Origin of the sequence: Methanopyrus kandleri AV19 (assembly GCF_000007185.1) — an archaeon.
Lineage (GTDB): Archaea > JAADCQ01 > Methanopyri > Methanopyrales > Methanopyraceae > Methanopyrus > Methanopyrus kandleri.
Genome location: NC_003551.1, coordinates 398083 through 414375 on the forward strand (window position 1 = coordinate 398083; position 16293 = coordinate 414375).

Genomic DNA, 16293 nt, shown 5'->3' on the forward strand with positions numbered 1-16293 from the left:
GTGGGAGAACAATACGACTCGGACCTACATCTACACTCCCAGTACTCGGGCGGTACCTCACCGAGAATGGTGATACGGGAGATAGCACGAGGAGCCGCCAAGAAAGGCCTAGATCTCGTCGGCACGGGCGACATACTGCACCCGAAATGGAGGCGCCACGTGCGGAGGGAGCTCGTGGAAGACGAATACGGACTCCTTAAGGAGCCGAAAACCGGTGTACTGTTCGTCCCGACGGTAGAGGTTGAAGACGAGCGCCGCGTGCACCATTTAATCATCCTACCATCACTCGATCACGCCGAAGAACTGCACGGAGAACTTTCCAGGTACTCCGACGACATCGATGCCGAAGGCCGGCCGCATCTGCGCATGACTGGGGCGGAGCTGGCGGATTTACTCAAAGATCACGATTGCCTCTTCGGACCCGCCCACGCCTTCGTGCCGTGGACGAGCGTTTTCAAAGAGTACGACTCGCTGAGGGAATGCTATGGTAGCGCCATGGACCGTGTGGACTTCGTGGAACTCGGACTTTCGGCAGATTCCGATTACGCGGACCGGATATCGGAACTTCACGAGTACACGTTTCTCACGTGCTCCGATGCCCATTCCCCATACCCGCATCGTCTGGGCCGCGAGTTCGTGAGGTTCGAGCTAGAGGAGCCGTCGTACGACGTTCTCAAAGCGGCGATCAGAAGGAAACCGGGTGGCCGCGTGGTACTCAACGTGGGACTCATCCCCGAGCTGGGTAAGTACAACCGAACCGCCTGTGCTCGGTGCAAGCGCCAGTTCGAGCTCGAGGAGGCAGAACGCCTTAATTGGAGATGCCCTGAATGCGGAGGTACGATTAAAAAAGGCGTCCGGGACAGGGTCTTAGAACTGGCTGACCTCGAGAAGCCGAAGCATCCGAACCATAGACCACCTTACCTCAGAATTATCCCTCTAGCCGAAATAATCGCGAAAGCCCTCGGACTCTCGACTATAACCGCCAAGAAGGTCAGGGCTGTTTGGAACTCGTTGGTCCGACGCTTCGGTAGTGAAATAGACGTACTAATCGAAACACCGATCGAGGAGATAGCAGAAGTCGATGAGCGGGTTGCTGAACTGCTGAAATCGTTCAGGGAGGGAACCGTGAACATTCGACCGGGTGGAGGCGGAGAGTACGGGAAAATAATCACGGAAGAGGAATCGGAACGCGAGGAGCCCAGAAGTCGCAAGCCCGTCCAGCGCACACTCGACGAGCTGATAGGCCGGGGGTGACAAGACTGTTTTTCAGGCGACGAAGCGTGGAATCCTTCGCGGAGAGAATCGAAGTCAAGGTAGGGGTGGAAGAGGAGCTTTTCCTCATCGACCGGGACGGATCACTGACTCGGGCTGCAGACGATGTAATCGTGAAGGCGGCGGAGCTGTTGGAGTCAGACTCGAATCTCCTAGAGGATTGCTGGCGAACCGTTCTGGGGTTGGATCCCGAACCCAATCCGGCCCAAATCGAATACCTGACCCAGCCTTTACCTCCCGATGAAGTGATCGAGGCCTGTGAGATAGGCAGGGAACTCATAAAGAAAGCCGCCGAGGAGTTGGGACTACAGGTTATGTTAGAAAGTATGCATCCTTTCGAGAGCGACCCGCTACCTATTAACGGAACCCACATCAACGTGATGGTGAAACTTAAGGATCAACCGTACATGACTCCAAAGCAGATATTAGTAGTTTACAATTGGTTGTGGCATAACTTACCAATTATAATCGCAGCAACTGCGAACACACCATATTGCTGTGGCGGAAAAAATCTCGCAGCTAGTTGTCGCCTCCTCAAAAGCAGGGTACTCAAACCGAATTACTACGCAGCGATAAAGCGTCTGGAGAAGCGCCCATACTTGACGAAAACCCAGTATTATGGAAGGTTGAGGTACAGACTGAGACTTAGGAAGGATACTGAGTTCGAGGAGCGGGTCGTAGCGCACCCCGACGGTCGAAGGCTCGTGGACATAACCCCCAGAGGACCCGCATCGAACGTCACGGGAGACGAGAACGACAGCCCGACTAGGAACAGAGTTGAGGTGCGGGTAATCGATAATCAAAAGTCCATGAAATATTTACATGATGTGGTAATGCTTATAGTAGGATTATCTTTGGAAGCACTATATATATATGAAGTAGAGGGTAAATTACCGCCAAATGATCCTAATCATTTTGATAATAGAAGAGAAGCCATAGAGAAAGGTATTAACGCTACTTTCGTTATTAACGGTAGGGAAATTGATGCTGAAGACGCCTTACTAAAAATTATAAGTAGAGTAGATAAATTTTTAGAGCATTTGGGATTACGTTTCGTATCTCCTCTTAAGAATGGAAAAGTAGAGTTACAAGAGAGGCCAAAACTAAATGTAGAGTATGTACATAAGGATGTCATAAAGTATATCGGAAATTACGCAGAGGTTATATTAGGGTCGAATAAAACTGTTGAAATTAAAGGGAAAAGGTACACAATTCCGAAAGGTACTAAAGTAATCGGTAAGTTAGTTCCGATGGCATCTTACAAGTACAGAGTTGATAACAAGGGTTTTGTTAAGGATATAATTAAGGGCGTTGTAACACTCGGAATAAAGCGAAACGGTGTAGAAATTCCCTTAGACGAGAGTGACAGAATAGTAAACGTAATGTCAGAGCTGGAGTACTTAATGCGTTCGATGAGGGGATTGTTGTGAAATGATCATAGACGTGCATAACCATCTAGGAGAGGATATCGACAGTACAGTTCAAACACCCCAGATGCTGTTGGCAAGGATGGAAGCGGCGGGCGTAGACATCGCGGTAGTGTTTCCGTTCAATGACGTCGATCCGGGAGTGTGTTTCTCGAAAGCCAATGATCGAATCGCGAAGGCGTGCGAAGAGTACGATGAGTTCGTGGGATTCTGTCGGGTAGATCCGAACTACGAGGAACGCGCCGTAGAAGAAGTGGAAAGATGCATAGAGGAGCTGGGGCTTAAAGGCGTAAAACTCCATCCCCGGAGCCAGTCGTTTTACCCCGACGATCCCGAGGCCGTGAAGGTCGTTGAAAAAGCCGCAGACCTGGGAGTACCCGTGATACTCCACACTGCACGCGGTGAACCGTTCTCCGATCCCGTCCGCGTCGGTAAGTTAGCGGAGGAAGTTCCTGACGTTCAGCTGATCATGGCGCATATGGGTAAGGAGCTAGGATATGATGCGGCGATTGAAGTAGCGGAAAACTACGAGAATGTTTACCTCGAAGTATCGTTGGTAAAAGACCCCAAAGTAATTGAGAAGACGGCCGAACGTGTGGGTGATGATCGGATAATTTTCGGGTCTGATTCACCTTATGGTAGCCCATCAGTACAACTTGAAATCGTAAAAGAAGCGGATGTTAATCACGATAAAATCTTGGAGGAAAATGCTGCAAATATATTGGGGTTGCGGTGAAGATTGCTTCGTACAAAGGTTATAGAGTTAGTTTTACATGATGGACCAATAACTGTCGATGAAATTTCAAAGAAGTTAAAAATTGATTCAGAGTCGGTATTAAAGATAGTTCGAACTACTCCTGATTTGAAACTAGAAGATGGGAAGGTCAGCGCCCAGATGGGTATTAACGGATATATAGAACTCACCGGGACGCGGCCAGTGCTGATAACAGCACCTCACGCTCAAGGTCCAGGTGCGGATGTATTTACGGGTGAGATCGCGTGGAAGGTGGCCCAAGCTACCGGAGCGTACGCTTTAGTGGCCACCGTCAGCAGGCGAGCCAAGCTGGAAGACGGGAACCCGGCGGATTACAACCGCGAGTGGGCCCGGAACACTCCATTTCGGCGTCGCATCGACGAGCTAATCAAAAGGTACGGCGTTCGGTTCATAATCGACGTGCACGGGATGGAGTCCGATCCAGTGCGACCGGACGTAGACTTGGGGACCTTAGGTGGCCGATCCGCGAAAGGGAAGCTCGTATCCAAGATTGTGAAGCGGTTGGAAGAGGCCGGTTTCGACGTAGGATTCGAACAGGAATTCCAAGGTGGGGACATACTCGAGTACCATTGCGACGGAGAGCGTGTTCAAGGCGTTCAACTGGAGCTCTCCGAGGAGCTAAGGGAGTTAGGAGAATATAGAGCCATACAGGCTGTACTCGTGGTCGTTAATACAGTACTGGAGGAGGTGTAATACCATGGTAGCGGTGGTGTTGGTCGGGCACGGGAGCCGGCTTCCCTACAGTCGGCAAGTCGTCGAAAAAATCGCTGAATACGTCGAAGAGATGGGCGACTTCGAGACCGTCGAAGTAGGTTTCATGGAGCTATGTGAGCCTACCGTTCAGGAAGCCGTAAAGAAGGCGGCAGAGTCCGGTGTCGACAAGATAGTCGTCGTACCGGTGTTCCTGGCCCACGGTGTGCATACGAAGAGAGATATCCCGAAGATGCTAGGGCTGGAACCGGAGTGGGACGATGACGAAGACGACCACGACCATCATCACCACCATCACCGCGACTACACGCCCGTAGACGTAGACGCGGAAATAGTGTACGCGGAGCCGCTCGGGGCTGATCCCAGAATCGCCGAGATAGTCATCGATAGGATCAAAGAGGCGCTAGGCGAGGAATAACCGGGGCCTCCGCTTGATCATCGCCACTCTTACAGGCAGAACCATCGAGGATATGGTGGAACTGGCTATAGAAGCCGTAGAGCAGGGTGCGGACGCTCTGGAGGTCAGGCTCGATTACTTGGAGAACTTAGACATGTCGACGGCGCTCAGAGCCGTGCGAGAGTGTACTAGGTACGAACGCGTAGTGGCGACGCTCCGACGCGAAGAGGAGGGAGGACTGTACAAAGGCGATGAAGATCGGAGGCTCGAAATCCTGGAGCGGGTGTCCTCCGAGGCCGACTACGTGGACTTGGAGCTCGACGTAGCGGAGGAAGAGATCATAAGCCCGTCCTGTGAGACGATCGTGTCGTACCACAACTTCGAAAATACGCCGCCTAAGGAGGAGCTGATCGGCATCAGGGACCGGTGCGCCGAATTAGGAGACGTTGCGAAGGTCGTCACTATGGCCAGGGGACACGAAGACGCACTGCGGATCCTGGAAGTAGTACGAACGGCAGAAGCACCCACTATAGGATTCGCGATGGGAGAGGAGGCCAAGTACACCAGGGTAGTGAGTGTTCTGATCGGCGGGTTCGCGACTTACGCCGCTGTGAGGAAGAAAGCGGCACCAGGGCAGCTGACGGTCGAGGAGACACGCAAGTTGCTGGAACTACTCGGTTAGCCGCTCGAGGATCTCCTCCGCCGCTTTCTTCCCTGACTCGAGCATCCCGCCGAAGATGGGCCCCATCCTGTACGCGCCTTTCACCGCCGACGCTGCCATGCCGGCGACGAACAGTCCGGGCTTCACCTCCTGGGTATGCTTCACTACGAGTTCTTCCCCGCGCTCAGCCCACATGGGCCCCTCGCCCTTCACTTCGATGCCCGCTAGCTTGCAGACTGCAGCCTCGTGTCCGGTCGCGTCTACAGTATACTCGGCTTCGAGAGCTAGCGGGTCGACGTGCATGTTGGCAGCTTTCACCGCCGTCCAGTTCACCACTACCCCACACACCCTTCCGCGGCGCTCGATGACGTCCTCAACCTCTATACCTACTAGGATCCTAGCTCCGGCCTCAAGGGCCGCGTTCGCTAGCTTAATGGCGGCTTCGACGGGGTTGAACGCTAGGAGACCTGCCTCAGCGGGACGGAGTTCGACTCCGACTTCTTCCAGCACCTCAGCGGTTTCTTCCATGATAACGCCCGCTGGGAACAGCATTCCTCCGCCGGTCATGCCGCCTCCCACGTACAGTTTCCGCTCCACTATTGTAACGTCGACGTCGCTCTTCGCGAGCTCGTAGGCGCAGGTCAGTCCGGCCGGCCCTGCTCCTACTACGATGACGTCACTCTCGGAGCAATCGTTAATGAATTCATAACCTTCCCTAAGAACAATAGGGGTGATTTCCCTCTCCACGCGTATGGACCCCTGAGAGGGTTTACTCGGAGGAGAGCTCCCGTAATCGGCTTTCCAACCGTTCGATTTTGCGACGGATGTCGTTACGGAACTCGTTAAACCTCTGTTCTAGTTCATTCAGCTTACGGTCGAGAGCGTCGACACGCTTCTCGACCTTTTCGACGTCTTCGGTCGTGGCCAAGCCCCAGCTGTCGATAAGCTCCTCCACGCGACACTCGATCAGCTCGTCGACCTTTTTGGTTATGACGTCTGACCTAGTAGTCAAGGAAATCTTGTCGCGAAGCATCGAGAGACCCTCCCCTTCAGGAACCTCCCGACTGCGAACTATGAGCGCGATCGCAACGATAATAGCTAGCGTGAGTACGCCAACTGCTACGAACTCGGCTATCGTCATTCATTCTCACCGCCTCTAACATCTCCCTCCACGCGCTCTAGGTCCTTCAAGATCTTCTCGAGACGCTTTAATTCGGTTTCGAGTTCGACCACGGTCAACCGAGTCTCAACGTCCATATATTTTTCCGCCAAGCGTGTGAGCAGCGAGCGGATTTCACCCACTCGCTTCATCAGACGCGTGTCTTCCGGGAGGTAAAACAACAGATCCAAGAGCTTTCGACGCTCGAGGTCCGCCCTGACGAGCTCGACCTTCTCACGTTCGACCTTCAGTTCGAGTTCCCTGATACGTAGCTTCTTCGAGTAAGTTTTGAGGGCTATGAGAACTATTATCACGGCCGCGGTCGAGCCGATGAGTACGGAGACGACCATAGGTTGCAGCAGGACCTCCGCGAGCAACCTTTATCCCCGCAGGGCACGCCGGAGCTCCTTGATAACGTTTTCCGCAGCGTCCAAGTCTCCGGTGACGTCGGTCGTCAGAGGTGTGATTACTATGGAGCCCCGCTGGAGTTCGTACAGGTCGGTTCCCTCGGGCGGATCTTGGATAATCTCGCCGTCGATCCAGTAGTATCGACGCCCACGCGGATCGTATCGTTTTTCTATTCTGGGCCGGTACATCGTGAAAGCTAATGGAACCACTTTAATTTCGCCGTTCCAGCGATCCGGATCCGGCACGTTGACGTTCAAGACACCTTCCCAATTCGCCCCTCGAATCGCTTCGAGCAGGGCCTTCAAGACTCTGATGGCCAAGGTGAAGTCGACGTTCTTGGCGTTGTTGTCCACGCGTGCTCTGGCGTCACGGACCTCTTGCGAGATCGCTATGGCCGGAATGCCGTTCCCGTAAGCTTCCAGCGCTGCGCCGACGGTCCCCGAGGTCGTGACGTCAGCGCTGACGTTCTCTCCGAGGTTGATCCCCGAGACCACCAAATCGGGTGGCTCATCCATGATAGAGAACGCTCCGATGAGGACGGCGTCCGCCGGCGTACCGGAGATCGCGAGCGCGTCGACGCCTTCTACCTCTATCTCTTCCACCCGCACTGGCTCGAGTAAAGAGATACTGCGCCCTACACCACTTTGCTGCGTCGCGGGAGCTACTACGGTAACTTCACCGACACTCCTGCAGGCGCGGACGGCCGCTCGGAGACCGGGAGAGGCTATGCCGTCGTCGTTGGTGATCAGTATTCTCACGCCAATCACCCCGCAGTTCACCCTTGTACACGATCTCAGCCCTCCCTATCAGCAGCGGTCCGTCGGAAAGCGACACGCGCAGGCAGCCTCCGGCCGTCCGGACACTCACTTCCTCGAACGGTCCGAAGATCTCTGAGTACACCAGAGAAGCCGCGACGACTCCGGACCCGCAAGCCGGCGTCCAGCCGACGCCACGCTCGAACGTCCTGACTCTCAGCTCGTCCACCGAAGGTGCTGCGTAGGTTACGTTAACGCCTCCCTTCGGTTCATATTCGGAAAAAATAGTCTTGGCCTCGTCGGTCAGGCCTCCGAAATCATGAATCGGGTCCCGCTCAGTGAGCCGGACGAAATGGGGGACACCAGCGTCCACCTCGTAACCTAACTCGACCACCTTCTTGATCTCGGCTTCGGGCACCTCGACGGCGATCCAACCTCCCTGCACCTCAACCCGATGGGCTCCGGATAACGTTCTCAAGATCTTAACGTTCTCTCCCCGTACCTCCGTCACGTACTTCACGACACACCGCGCGGCGTTCCCACAGAACTCGGCCTCGGAGCCGTCCCGGTTGAATATCCTCATCTCTACGCTCGGAGGATCGGAACGTATGAACACCACGCCGTCGGCACCTACGCCGGACCGCCGGTCACACGCCCACCTCGCGAAGTCGGGCTTATCACTCTCGGGAACCACTTCTTCCTCTGTTTCATCGACTAAGACGAAGTCGTTCCGAGCGCCATGGACTTTCCAGAATTGCATGGTACTTCCCCCAGGTAGTGGCAGGGTTTCAGAGGCAGCGGAGCGCATCGACTATCTGGGTCTTAGCCTCGGTCTTCTTGTCCACGTCTTTGACAACTCGCGCGGGTACGCCGGCCACCACTTTACTCGGCGGCACATCCTCGGTGACGACGGCGCCGGCCGCGACCACGGCTCCCTTTCCTACCCTCACCCCCTCGAGAATGACGGCGTTCGCCCCGATGACGACGTCGTCTTCGATCACGACGGGTTTAGCGCTAGGGGGCTCGAGAACACCGGCGATGACCGCGCCGGCGCCGATGTGTACGTTCTTCCCGACCTCCGCCCGGGAACCCACGACCGCGTTCATGTCGACCATGGTACCGTCGCCTATCTTGGCACCGATGTTGATCACGGCACCCATCATCACCACGACTCCTTTACCCAACTTCACCTTCTCCCGGATTATCGCACCCGGCTCGATCCTGACGTCCTCGAACTCGGAGTAATCCGCCAACGGCACGGCCCTGTTGCGGTGATCCAGCTCTTTGTGATAGTACTCCACCGAGTCCTCGCTCTCGAGCACTTCGACAACATCGTCGTGCTCGCCGATCACGATGACGTGGTCGACACCCGTGAACACCTTGGCATCCTCCAGGCGCTCCTCCAAGCGCTCGGCCAGTCCTTCGGGATCGTCCGTTTTGACGTAGAATTTGGCGATCGTACGCTTGGGACTCTCGGAAATGTATCGAATTAGCTCTTCTGGATCCAGCTCCGACAACGGTCTCACCCCAGCAGCTCTAGGAAGTTGCGGGCGATCCGATCCCCGCCCTCGGTCATGAAGCTTTCAGGATGGAATTGCACCCCGTACACGTCGTAGTCGGCGTGCCTGACGGCCATGAGTTCTCCGTCGTCTCCCGACCATGCGCACGGTAGCAGCTCTTCGGGCAAGGAGGATTCCTCGATGACCAGTGAGTGGTACCTCATCCCTTGGAAGGGGCTTTCGAGCCCTGAGAGGATCCCGGACCCGTCGTGTTCTATCGGCGACGTCTTCCCGTGGACGATGCGTTTAGCCCGGCGGATCTGCGCTCCGTACGCCACTCCGATGCACTGGTGACCTAGGCACACCCCCAGGATCGGGATCTCTCCCGCGAACCTCCGGATAGCTGGCACGGACACTCCAGCGTCTCGTTCCGGGTGTCCGGGCCCGGGACTGACGACGAGACCGTCGGGACGCAGCCGCTCGAGCCTGGAGAGCGGAACCTTGTTGGAGACAACTTTCAAATCGAGATCATATGAGGCGAACAAATGGTAGAGATTATACACGAAACTATCCTTGTTATTTATCAGAACTAGTCTCCTCAAGGATAGCTCCCACCATCGCTTTCATTTTATTTTCAGTTTCGAACCACTCGTTTTCGGGCACCGAGTCGTACACGATACCGGCACCCGCCTGCGTGAACCATCGACGGCCCGTCGAGAAAATGGTACGGATCGATATCGCGAAGTCCATATCCCCTGTCCAGCTGACGTATCCGACGCCTCCGGCGTACGGGCCTCGCTTGTACACCTCCAGCTCGTCGATGATTTCCATAGCCCTCACCTTCGGGGCCCCGGAGACGGTTCCGGCCGGGAACGTCGCCCGGAGTACGTCCCAGGGGGTAACTCCCTCCTTTCTCTCACCCACCACCTCGGACACGATGTGCTGCACGTGACTGTACTTCTCGATCTCCATGAGCCGCGTGACTTCGACCGTTCCGGGTCTCGAGACCTTACCCACGTCGTTTCTGGCGAGATCCACGAGCATCGCGTGCTCCGCGAGCTCTTTCTCATCTTCGAGCATCTCACGGGCCAGCTCTTCGTCCTCTTCTGGGGTACTACCACGGGGCCTGGTGCCGGCTATGGGTTTCGTGATGATGCGATCACCTTCCAGCCGGACGAGCGTCTCGGGACTGGACCCGATGATCCTCCGCTCGCCGAACTCCAAGCAGTACATGTACGGGGACGGGTTGATGTCGCGGAGCCTTCGGTACACCTCGAGCGGATCCGCGACCGCTCGCACCTCCACCCGCCTCGAGAGTACAACCTGGAAGATGTCCCCCGAGATTATGTACTCCTTCGCCCGCTCGACGATCCCCTCGAACTCCTCTTTCTCCAGGTCCCGCTTCAGCTCCCCCGTCCGGTGCACCTTAGGGGCCGTCTGTCCGCTCACCTCTCGGACACACTCCTCGATCGCCTCCGCCGTCCACTCGACCTCGTAGTCGTCGGGATGGACGGAGATCAGCTCGACTCTGTCCTCGTAGTGGTCGAAGCGCACCACCGAGTCGTAGAGGCACAGCTCGAAGGACGGCCACTCCGGGTCGGCGACGGTGGTCGATTTGACGTCCAGCCAGTCTTCGACGACGTCGTACGATATGTAGCCCACGAGACCGCCGACGAAGCCGGACCCCTCGACCTTCGGGATTCGGGAGAACACGCGGCGCATGAGCTGGAAGTGGTCCTCATCCGTTTCCTTTCGACCTTCAACCACTAAATCGGCGTACTCCGGGTCACCGACGTCCACGCGGACTCGACCGTCGACGCACTCTATCCTAAGCGCCGGTGAGAAGCCTACGAAGGAGTACCGGCCGCTGGCACCGATCTCGGCCGACTCGAATAGGAACGTGTGTGAGGACAGCGTCCTCAAGGCCGCGTAGACCTCGTCGGGAGACCTGTCTATATCTAGCTCCCTTACAGTCAAGCGCACTTCATCACACACCCTGCCACTATCGGTGTTATATGAACTTCTAAGTACGCGGCGACGGTCAGGCCTGCGATACAGGCGGCCGTGTTACGGATTACCCAACTCGGTACCTCCAAGTTCCCATGAGGCCACCGCTCATGGAGTCGGACTCTGTAGATCAGGTAATCGGCCAGATGCACGCCCATGGCTCCCGCGATGATTAGTGTCGGGAACTCGATTACCCCGTGAGGTAGTAAAGCCGCACCCAGCAGGAAGACCGGACCGAAGTTCTGCAGTACCCACATCCCGAAGGCCCCAGCGGCGAACCCGTTGATCGCTGGGATCAGCAGCGGTCCGAGCTTCAACGTCAGTATCACGTCGGCCTCTTTGTACCGCCGTACGTCGAACCCGAGCTTACGAGCTAGCTTCACGAGAATCGGGGCGTACGGAGGATTGTTCATGCTTCTGCGGAGGACGTCGGGAGCGTACCTCGTCACCAGTCGGTCCAGGGTCAGCGCTATCAGGCCACCGAAGGTGGTTATGAGTATCGTCATAGTGTTCCATAGGGTAATGGAGAGCATGAACCGCTCCATCGGAAAGGGCAGAAGGCGTGCGAGGGCCTCTACCTTCTGACACGTCGTTTTAAGGATAATGTCCGGGAGAGAGGGGAACATGAAGTACGCGATCATCCCCAGGAACCCTGAAATAAGGAAGACGTCGGCTACCGTCACGATGTAGCGCCAAGGACTTCCCACCGATGCATGCACCCCCGGATGATGAGTACGGCGGATTGCGGAAATGTGATGATGAGGGACCCAGTCACCTGACCTCGGCTCTGAGGGTCACGAACACCGGCCCCTTGATTTCGATCTCACCTCCTTTTTTGGTTACGTAGCGTAACAGCTTCCGAGGAAGACTCAGGTTGACCTGCGAGGGGCGACTCACCTTACGGACCGACACGGTGGTCTCCCCTCCTCCAGTCGCGAGCAGCTCCTCCACCTCGTAGGCCAACCGCGCCGCCAGTCCTTCTTCGAATGACACCCCAGAGTACACGCCCTCCTCGCGGATCTCACGGCCGAAGTCGCCCTCGGGCGGGACGGCGTAGAGGTTACCATCGAGGACGTAAACGCGGTTGAAGGCCGCGGGCCCCGCGAGAGGTTCTCCCTTCTCTTCCTCGACGGCGTGGACTACCACCTCCCGATCGCCAAACTCCCCGCGGAACAGCTCGACTTCCACGGGCCCCTCCTCGTCGGCGTGCTCGTGAAGCCCCCGCACCACCTCACGAACCAGCCGTTCCCCGAACGACGTAGCCGGCTTCCGCTCGTAGTCGATCATCCTGGCCAGCTCCAGATCTGAAGGTTCCCACGGTTCGTACTCGACGTACGCGAGGGAACGCACGTCGTCGATACCGTGGAGGACCATGCACAACCGCTCCACGCCGATCCCGAGGTTCATGACCGGGTAGTCAATCCCGTACTCCGCCAGCGCCACCGGTGAGTACAGCCCGAACGTCGCTATCTCCACCCAACCCGGTCCCAGCTCCTCGTCCTCGATGGAGTCCTCCAGGTCGGGGTGGTAAGCGTACACCTCGGTCTGTGTTCCGGGTACGTAGTATTTGGACATTTTCTCATCGGGAACGAACTCGAAATCCTCGAACCCGAACTGCCGGAGGATCGCCTCCGCTACTGCCTTCCCGGTGTCCACGGTCACGTCGTCGCTGACCACGACGCACGACGCGGAGTGGTACGTCATCAAGTGGCTCTCGTCCTCCCGCTGCTCGCGTCGGAAGCACCTGTCGATGGAGAACAATTTCAACGGCGGATCCTCACGCTTCAGTATCTCGGATAGCGTTATAAACCAACCCGCGGTCATGTGCGATCGGAGGGTGAGCGGAGGCTCCAGCGGCTCGGGCTTCAGGCGCTTGAGCTCGGGGAAGACCTCGTCCAGTATCCTCACCGCCGTCCCGTCGTCCGTGTCCAGGGCCTCCGCGATCTCGTGTGTCAGCTCGTCACCGTCGATCTCGCCCTTCTTGTACGCGTGCAGGGTTTCCCTCAGTCGTTCCACCTCGTCTTCGGATGGCTCCCGACCCAGCACCTCCGCCAACTTCTCGACCTTGTCCGCACCCAATCCTACGTCCGGACGCGGGAGTCCGGCGAGGTAGAAGCACCTGTCCAGCACGGCCGCCGCCTCCGGACCGAACTGCTTGTACACCTCCTCCTCCGGGATGATGACGGGGTTCACGACCTCTCTGAAGCCCGCACGCAGGTACGCCTCCCTCAGCTGCTGAATAGTTTCGAACAGCGGATGGGGCTCGCCCGTCTCCACCTTAAGCCTCGGGTACCGGTCCCGGAGGCCGGGCTCCCGGACCAGCTTAGCACCCTCTTTCCAGGCTCGATCGAAATCGCGCTGGGCCAGGGACCTCAGTTCCTCCAGCTTGTCACGGTCGAACGGCATCCGCAGTGCCCCTCACATGCCGGGTCTGCGGGCCGGGTCATGGTTTTTCCCGGAGGTGTTAACGTGACGGAACCGGAAAGAATATGGACGCGGTTTCCGAAGGGTAACCGAGGGTGGGGCGGTGAGGCCCCTCCCTCTGATCGTAGCTTGTGCGGTCGCCCTTGCAAGTCCTGCACTGGCGTGGGAACGGACGGAAGTCAGCGTGGACACGTACGTCCTGAATTATGAAGGCGACGCTCCGAACCACTTGATGTTGGACGTCGATATCGCGGACGAGAACGGTAACGTGTTCGTAGGCTGGCTCCTGGACGGCCTGGAAAGTAAATCGGAACCGAGAGTCTGGGAGGGACTCATGGATCGTGTTACGGTGATACTGAACGCCATTTACGACGACGGGAAGCTGAGGCTTGAGATGAGGAAAACGTTCACGGTGCACTTCGATTACGATGGAAACGACGGAGTGCACGTATACGTAAAAGGGGACGACGCCCCAATCATCAGGACCGAGGACGGCCGAACAGTGCTCGTATGGGAAAGGTGTCAAAGACGGCGAATCCGAAGTTCTGAGGATAATGGTAGAAGGTGTGAACGGTCGGAGATGGAAGGTAGAACGTGGAGAAGGTGAATACGTCGTCGTGCACTGGATCGCGGAAGGGTGGGCACGGATTAGGGTCAAAGTGGCGGCTTCGAACAGCGGAAAGGTCCTTAGGGTCTTGGACATTTCGTGGCACTACGACAAAGAGGAGCGACGAGAAGAGAGGCAGGAACGGGGAGTCCCAGTGGGCGCGGTGGCATCGCTGACGGGGGTCGTTCTCGCGTGGATGCTGCGATCCTCACGGTCTCGGTACTGAGCCTGTGCGTCGATCTGAACAAGCAAGCCGACCGACTGGAAACCCACCTTCCACCGTTTCGACTCTCCTCTCCCTACCCCACCCCCTTCCGTTACGTACTGGCCCGACCCGAAAGTATAGAGGTTCATCCTCCCATGGATCCCGAAGGCGAGCTGCGGATCGAGGTGTTACCTTCGGGATCGAAGGTGCTGTTCGACAGCCGCGAGTACGGCGCGCGGACGGTGGTCGAGTTCCGAGGACCTTACCTGATGGTAACGCGCCTACCAGTGGTCGGATTACCGAGGGACTTACCCCGAGCTGCTGTGTTCTTCTCGGACGGGCGTAGGAACTACGCACTGATCAGCTACCGAGACGTCGCGACGGGTCGGGCCTACGTGGCCCTGTGTGAAATAGCCCTGAACTTGCACGAGCTCGTCCGCGTACCGGTACCGATCTCACTGGACCTGGGAGAAAGGCTCTCCGAGTTCACGCTATACGATAACGGTACGTTCTCCGCGAAGTTTGAAGCCGGAGGGGGCGAACTCGTCGTCCGGGGTTCCCTACGACCTCCCGGCCTCTCCGTCGAATGGGACGGGGAGGGTGAGCTCATAGGGGAGAAGCGACCCATACTCGTACCGGGGACGTCCTGGGCGCTGTTGAACAAGTGTCCCGTGATCGTGTTTGGACAGGGTACGAACGACCTCTTGTGGCCGGACCGAGAGTACTTGGTATGGCGGACCCTGACATCGTACCGGTCCGAGTTGGAGGACGTCGTCGAGGAGATTGTCAAACGTTCGAAACGTTCGATAGACCTGGGTCCGGCGCTCCTGTGCGCTTACTCGACGCTAGCCGGGCTCACTGTCGATACACTGTCTCAAGTCCGGCCACCTCGGTTATGGAGTGGTCCGTGGGCGTGGTTGGGAGCGGTGGTGGAGACCGTGGTGGGGATACCCGTGCTCGAGTGGGGAGTACTCCTGCCGATCGTCACCCGAACGGGGGAGCTCATCGGAACTGTGGCACCGACGGTCGATCGCAGCGGGGTCGTCACGGGGATCTATTGGTTAACGGTCGAATGGTACGAAGCCTGGTTGCGCAGGGTCATCATGCGGACGTGCGGGCTATCGTGGTGGGAAACTGGTATGCTCTGGGGAGCGTTGGACGCTCTCTTCAACTCCCTCAAGGAAAGGTCGTTGAATCCACATGACTTGATGCGTCGCCTGACTTTTCACGTAGCGGCTTCCTTATCGCCGGTCCTCGAAGTCGCTTTATACGCGGAGAACGCGGAGGACACGGGAGGCGATGTCATCACGTACTACAGCTCGATCCTGGCGGCGATGGTCCGATGGCCGGAGCAGTCACTCCCGCTCCAGCGTCTTCTTTAGCTCCTCGGTTTTACCCGCGATGGTGACCTCGCTCCTGGTCCTCTCTAGGAGGGACCGGGCCACGTCCTGCTTCCTCTTGAGGTTGGGGACAACAGCCCTCGGGTAGTCGAACGTCATCGTCAGCGAGTAGATCTCCTCCATCACGTTGAGGAACTCCTCGGCCCTGTCCAGATCACCCTCCCGCAGCGCGTCCACCACGATCCTCCGGAGCTCGCCCACGGCGTCCAGCAGTCCCAGCAGGTAAGCCCGTGGGCTCACGTTGATCTCCTCGGGCGAGGGTGCCCTACGGTCTTTCACGATCGAGTACAGGATCTCCGCCTCAGCGTACTCCTGTAGGTGGTTCTCGGCGAATCCCGTGCGGAGCAGCTCAGGGAAGTCGCCCAGGAGATCGTGCAGTTCTGAGACCAGTTCGGCGGCCTCGTCCAGCTTATCCCGGGCCTCCTCCAAGTTCCCACGGTGCACCTCGTACACTGCCTCCGAGCTCAGCTTGTGGAGGTCCCGCAGGATCACCTGCGCCTCGTCCCTGGCCTCGTCCAACGCGTCGAGCTCCTCGCGGATGTTCTCGATGGTCTCACGCAGGTTCTCGATCTCGGACACGGACGTC

General features: G+C 57.4%; 19 protein-coding genes. 8 read left to right on the top strand and 11 right to left on the bottom strand.

The window, feature by feature from the left end; all coding sequences use genetic code 11:
* The 6 genes from MK_RS02285 to aroD all read left to right on the top strand — a co-directional run bounded on the left by MK_RS02285 (position 1) and on the right by aroD (position 5264).
* Positions 1-1254 (top strand): TIGR00375 family protein, encoded by a 1254-nt coding sequence (locus MK_RS02285; protein WP_011018794.1) that lies wholly within the window; start codon positions 1-3, stop codon positions 1252-1254.
* Between the two features lie 26 nt (positions 1255-1280).
* Positions 1281-2702, top strand: coding sequence for a hypothetical protein (locus tag MK_RS02290; RefSeq protein WP_148679497.1), 1422 nt, complete (start codon positions 1281-1283; stop codon positions 2700-2702).
* Between the two features lies 1 nt (position 2703).
* Positions 2704-3435, top strand: coding sequence for an amidohydrolase family protein (locus MK_RS02295; protein ID WP_011018796.1), 732 nt, complete (start codon positions 2704-2706; stop codon positions 3433-3435).
* 201 nt (positions 3436-3636) lie between these two features.
* Positions 3637-4167, top strand: coding sequence for an N-formylglutamate amidohydrolase (locus MK_RS02300; protein ID WP_011018797.1), 531 nt, complete (start codon positions 3637-3639; stop codon positions 4165-4167).
* 4 nt (positions 4168-4171) lie between these two features.
* Positions 4172-4603, top strand: a complete 432-nt coding sequence (gene cfbA, locus MK_RS02305; protein WP_011018798.1) for a sirohydrochlorin nickelochelatase — start codon at positions 4172-4174, stop codon at positions 4601-4603.
* A gap of 13 nt (positions 4604-4616) precedes the next feature.
* Positions 4617-5264: a type I 3-dehydroquinate dehydratase gene (aroD, locus tag MK_RS02310; protein WP_011018799.1), complete on the top strand. Its 648-nt coding sequence runs from the start codon at positions 4617-4619 to the stop codon at positions 5262-5264.
* On the opposite strand, the gene MK_RS02315 is transcribed toward aroD, so the two are convergent.
* From MK_RS02315 to sepS, 10 genes are all read right to left on the bottom strand, one after another.
* Positions 5253-5990 carry a sulfide-dependent adenosine diphosphate thiazole synthase gene (locus MK_RS02315; protein WP_011018800.1) on the bottom strand — a complete coding sequence of 246 codons (738 nt, stop codon included), beginning with the start codon at positions 5988-5990 and terminating at the stop codon, positions 5253-5255. The two genes, aroD and MK_RS02315, sit on opposite strands and share 12 nt — an antisense overlap.
* 22 nt (positions 5991-6012) lie before the next feature.
* Positions 6013-6384 (bottom strand): hypothetical protein, encoded by a 372-nt coding sequence (locus MK_RS02320; RefSeq protein ID WP_011018801.1) that lies wholly within the window; start codon positions 6382-6384, stop codon positions 6013-6015.
* Positions 6381-6779, bottom strand: a complete 399-nt coding sequence (locus tag MK_RS02325) for a hypothetical protein (protein WP_148679500.1) — start codon at positions 6777-6779, stop codon at positions 6381-6383. The genes MK_RS02320 and MK_RS02325 overlap by 4 nt, the downstream gene beginning before the upstream one ends.
* A 3-nt stretch (positions 6780-6782) precedes the next feature.
* On the bottom strand, positions 6783-7568 hold the full coding sequence (gene surE, locus MK_RS02330) for a 5'/3'-nucleotidase SurE (RefSeq protein ID WP_011018803.1): 786 nt from the start codon (positions 7566-7568) through the stop codon (positions 6783-6785).
* Positions 7486-8325, bottom strand: a complete 840-nt coding sequence (dapF, locus tag MK_RS02335) for a diaminopimelate epimerase (protein ID WP_011018804.1) — start codon at positions 8323-8325, stop codon at positions 7486-7488. Before dapF ends, surE begins: the two co-directional genes overlap by 83 nt.
* Positions 8326-8353: 28 nt before the next feature.
* Complete coding sequence (gene dapD / locus MK_RS02340) at positions 8354-9073, bottom strand: 2,3,4,5-tetrahydropyridine-2,6-dicarboxylate N-acetyltransferase (protein WP_193333231.1); 720 nt, start codon at positions 9071-9073, stop codon at positions 8354-8356.
* 14 nt (positions 9074-9087) lie between these two features.
* The gene (locus tag MK_RS02345; RefSeq protein ID WP_011018806.1) at positions 9088-9666 is read right to left on the bottom strand and encodes an anthranilate synthase component II; all 579 of its coding nucleotides are present in this window, start codon (positions 9664-9666) and stop codon (positions 9088-9090) included.
* Positions 9641-11047, bottom strand: coding sequence for an anthranilate synthase component I (gene trpE / locus MK_RS02350; RefSeq protein WP_011018807.1), 1407 nt, complete (start codon positions 11045-11047; stop codon positions 9641-9643). The genes MK_RS02345 and trpE overlap by 26 nt, the downstream gene beginning before the upstream one ends.
* Complete coding sequence (locus tag MK_RS02355; protein WP_148679502.1) at positions 11038-11778, bottom strand: stage II sporulation protein M; 741 nt, start codon at positions 11776-11778, stop codon at positions 11038-11040. Before MK_RS02355 ends, trpE begins: the two co-directional genes overlap by 10 nt.
* 64 nt (positions 11779-11842) lie before the next feature.
* Positions 11843-13477: an O-phosphoserine--tRNA ligase gene (gene sepS / locus MK_RS02360; protein ID WP_011018809.1), complete on the bottom strand. Its 1635-nt coding sequence runs from the start codon at positions 13475-13477 to the stop codon at positions 11843-11845.
* A 121-nt stretch (positions 13478-13598) separates the two neighbouring features.
* On the opposite strand from sepS, the gene MK_RS02365 reads away from it, so the two are divergent.
* Positions 13599-14102, top strand: a complete 504-nt coding sequence (locus MK_RS02365) for a hypothetical protein (protein WP_011018810.1) — start codon at positions 13599-13601, stop codon at positions 14100-14102.
* Between the two features lie 192 nt (positions 14103-14294).
* Entirely contained in the window at positions 14295-15689 is a 1395-nt protein-coding gene (locus MK_RS02370) for a hypothetical protein (RefSeq protein ID WP_011018812.1), read from the top strand.
* Here MK_RS02370 and MK_RS02375 read toward each other — a convergent pair.
* Positions 15663-16286 carry a hypothetical protein gene (locus MK_RS02375; RefSeq protein ID WP_158295888.1) on the bottom strand — a complete coding sequence of 208 codons (624 nt, stop codon included), beginning with the start codon at positions 16284-16286 and terminating at the stop codon, positions 15663-15665. The genes MK_RS02370 and MK_RS02375 overlap by 27 nt on opposite strands.
* Between the last annotated feature and the right edge of the window lie 7 nt (positions 16287-16293).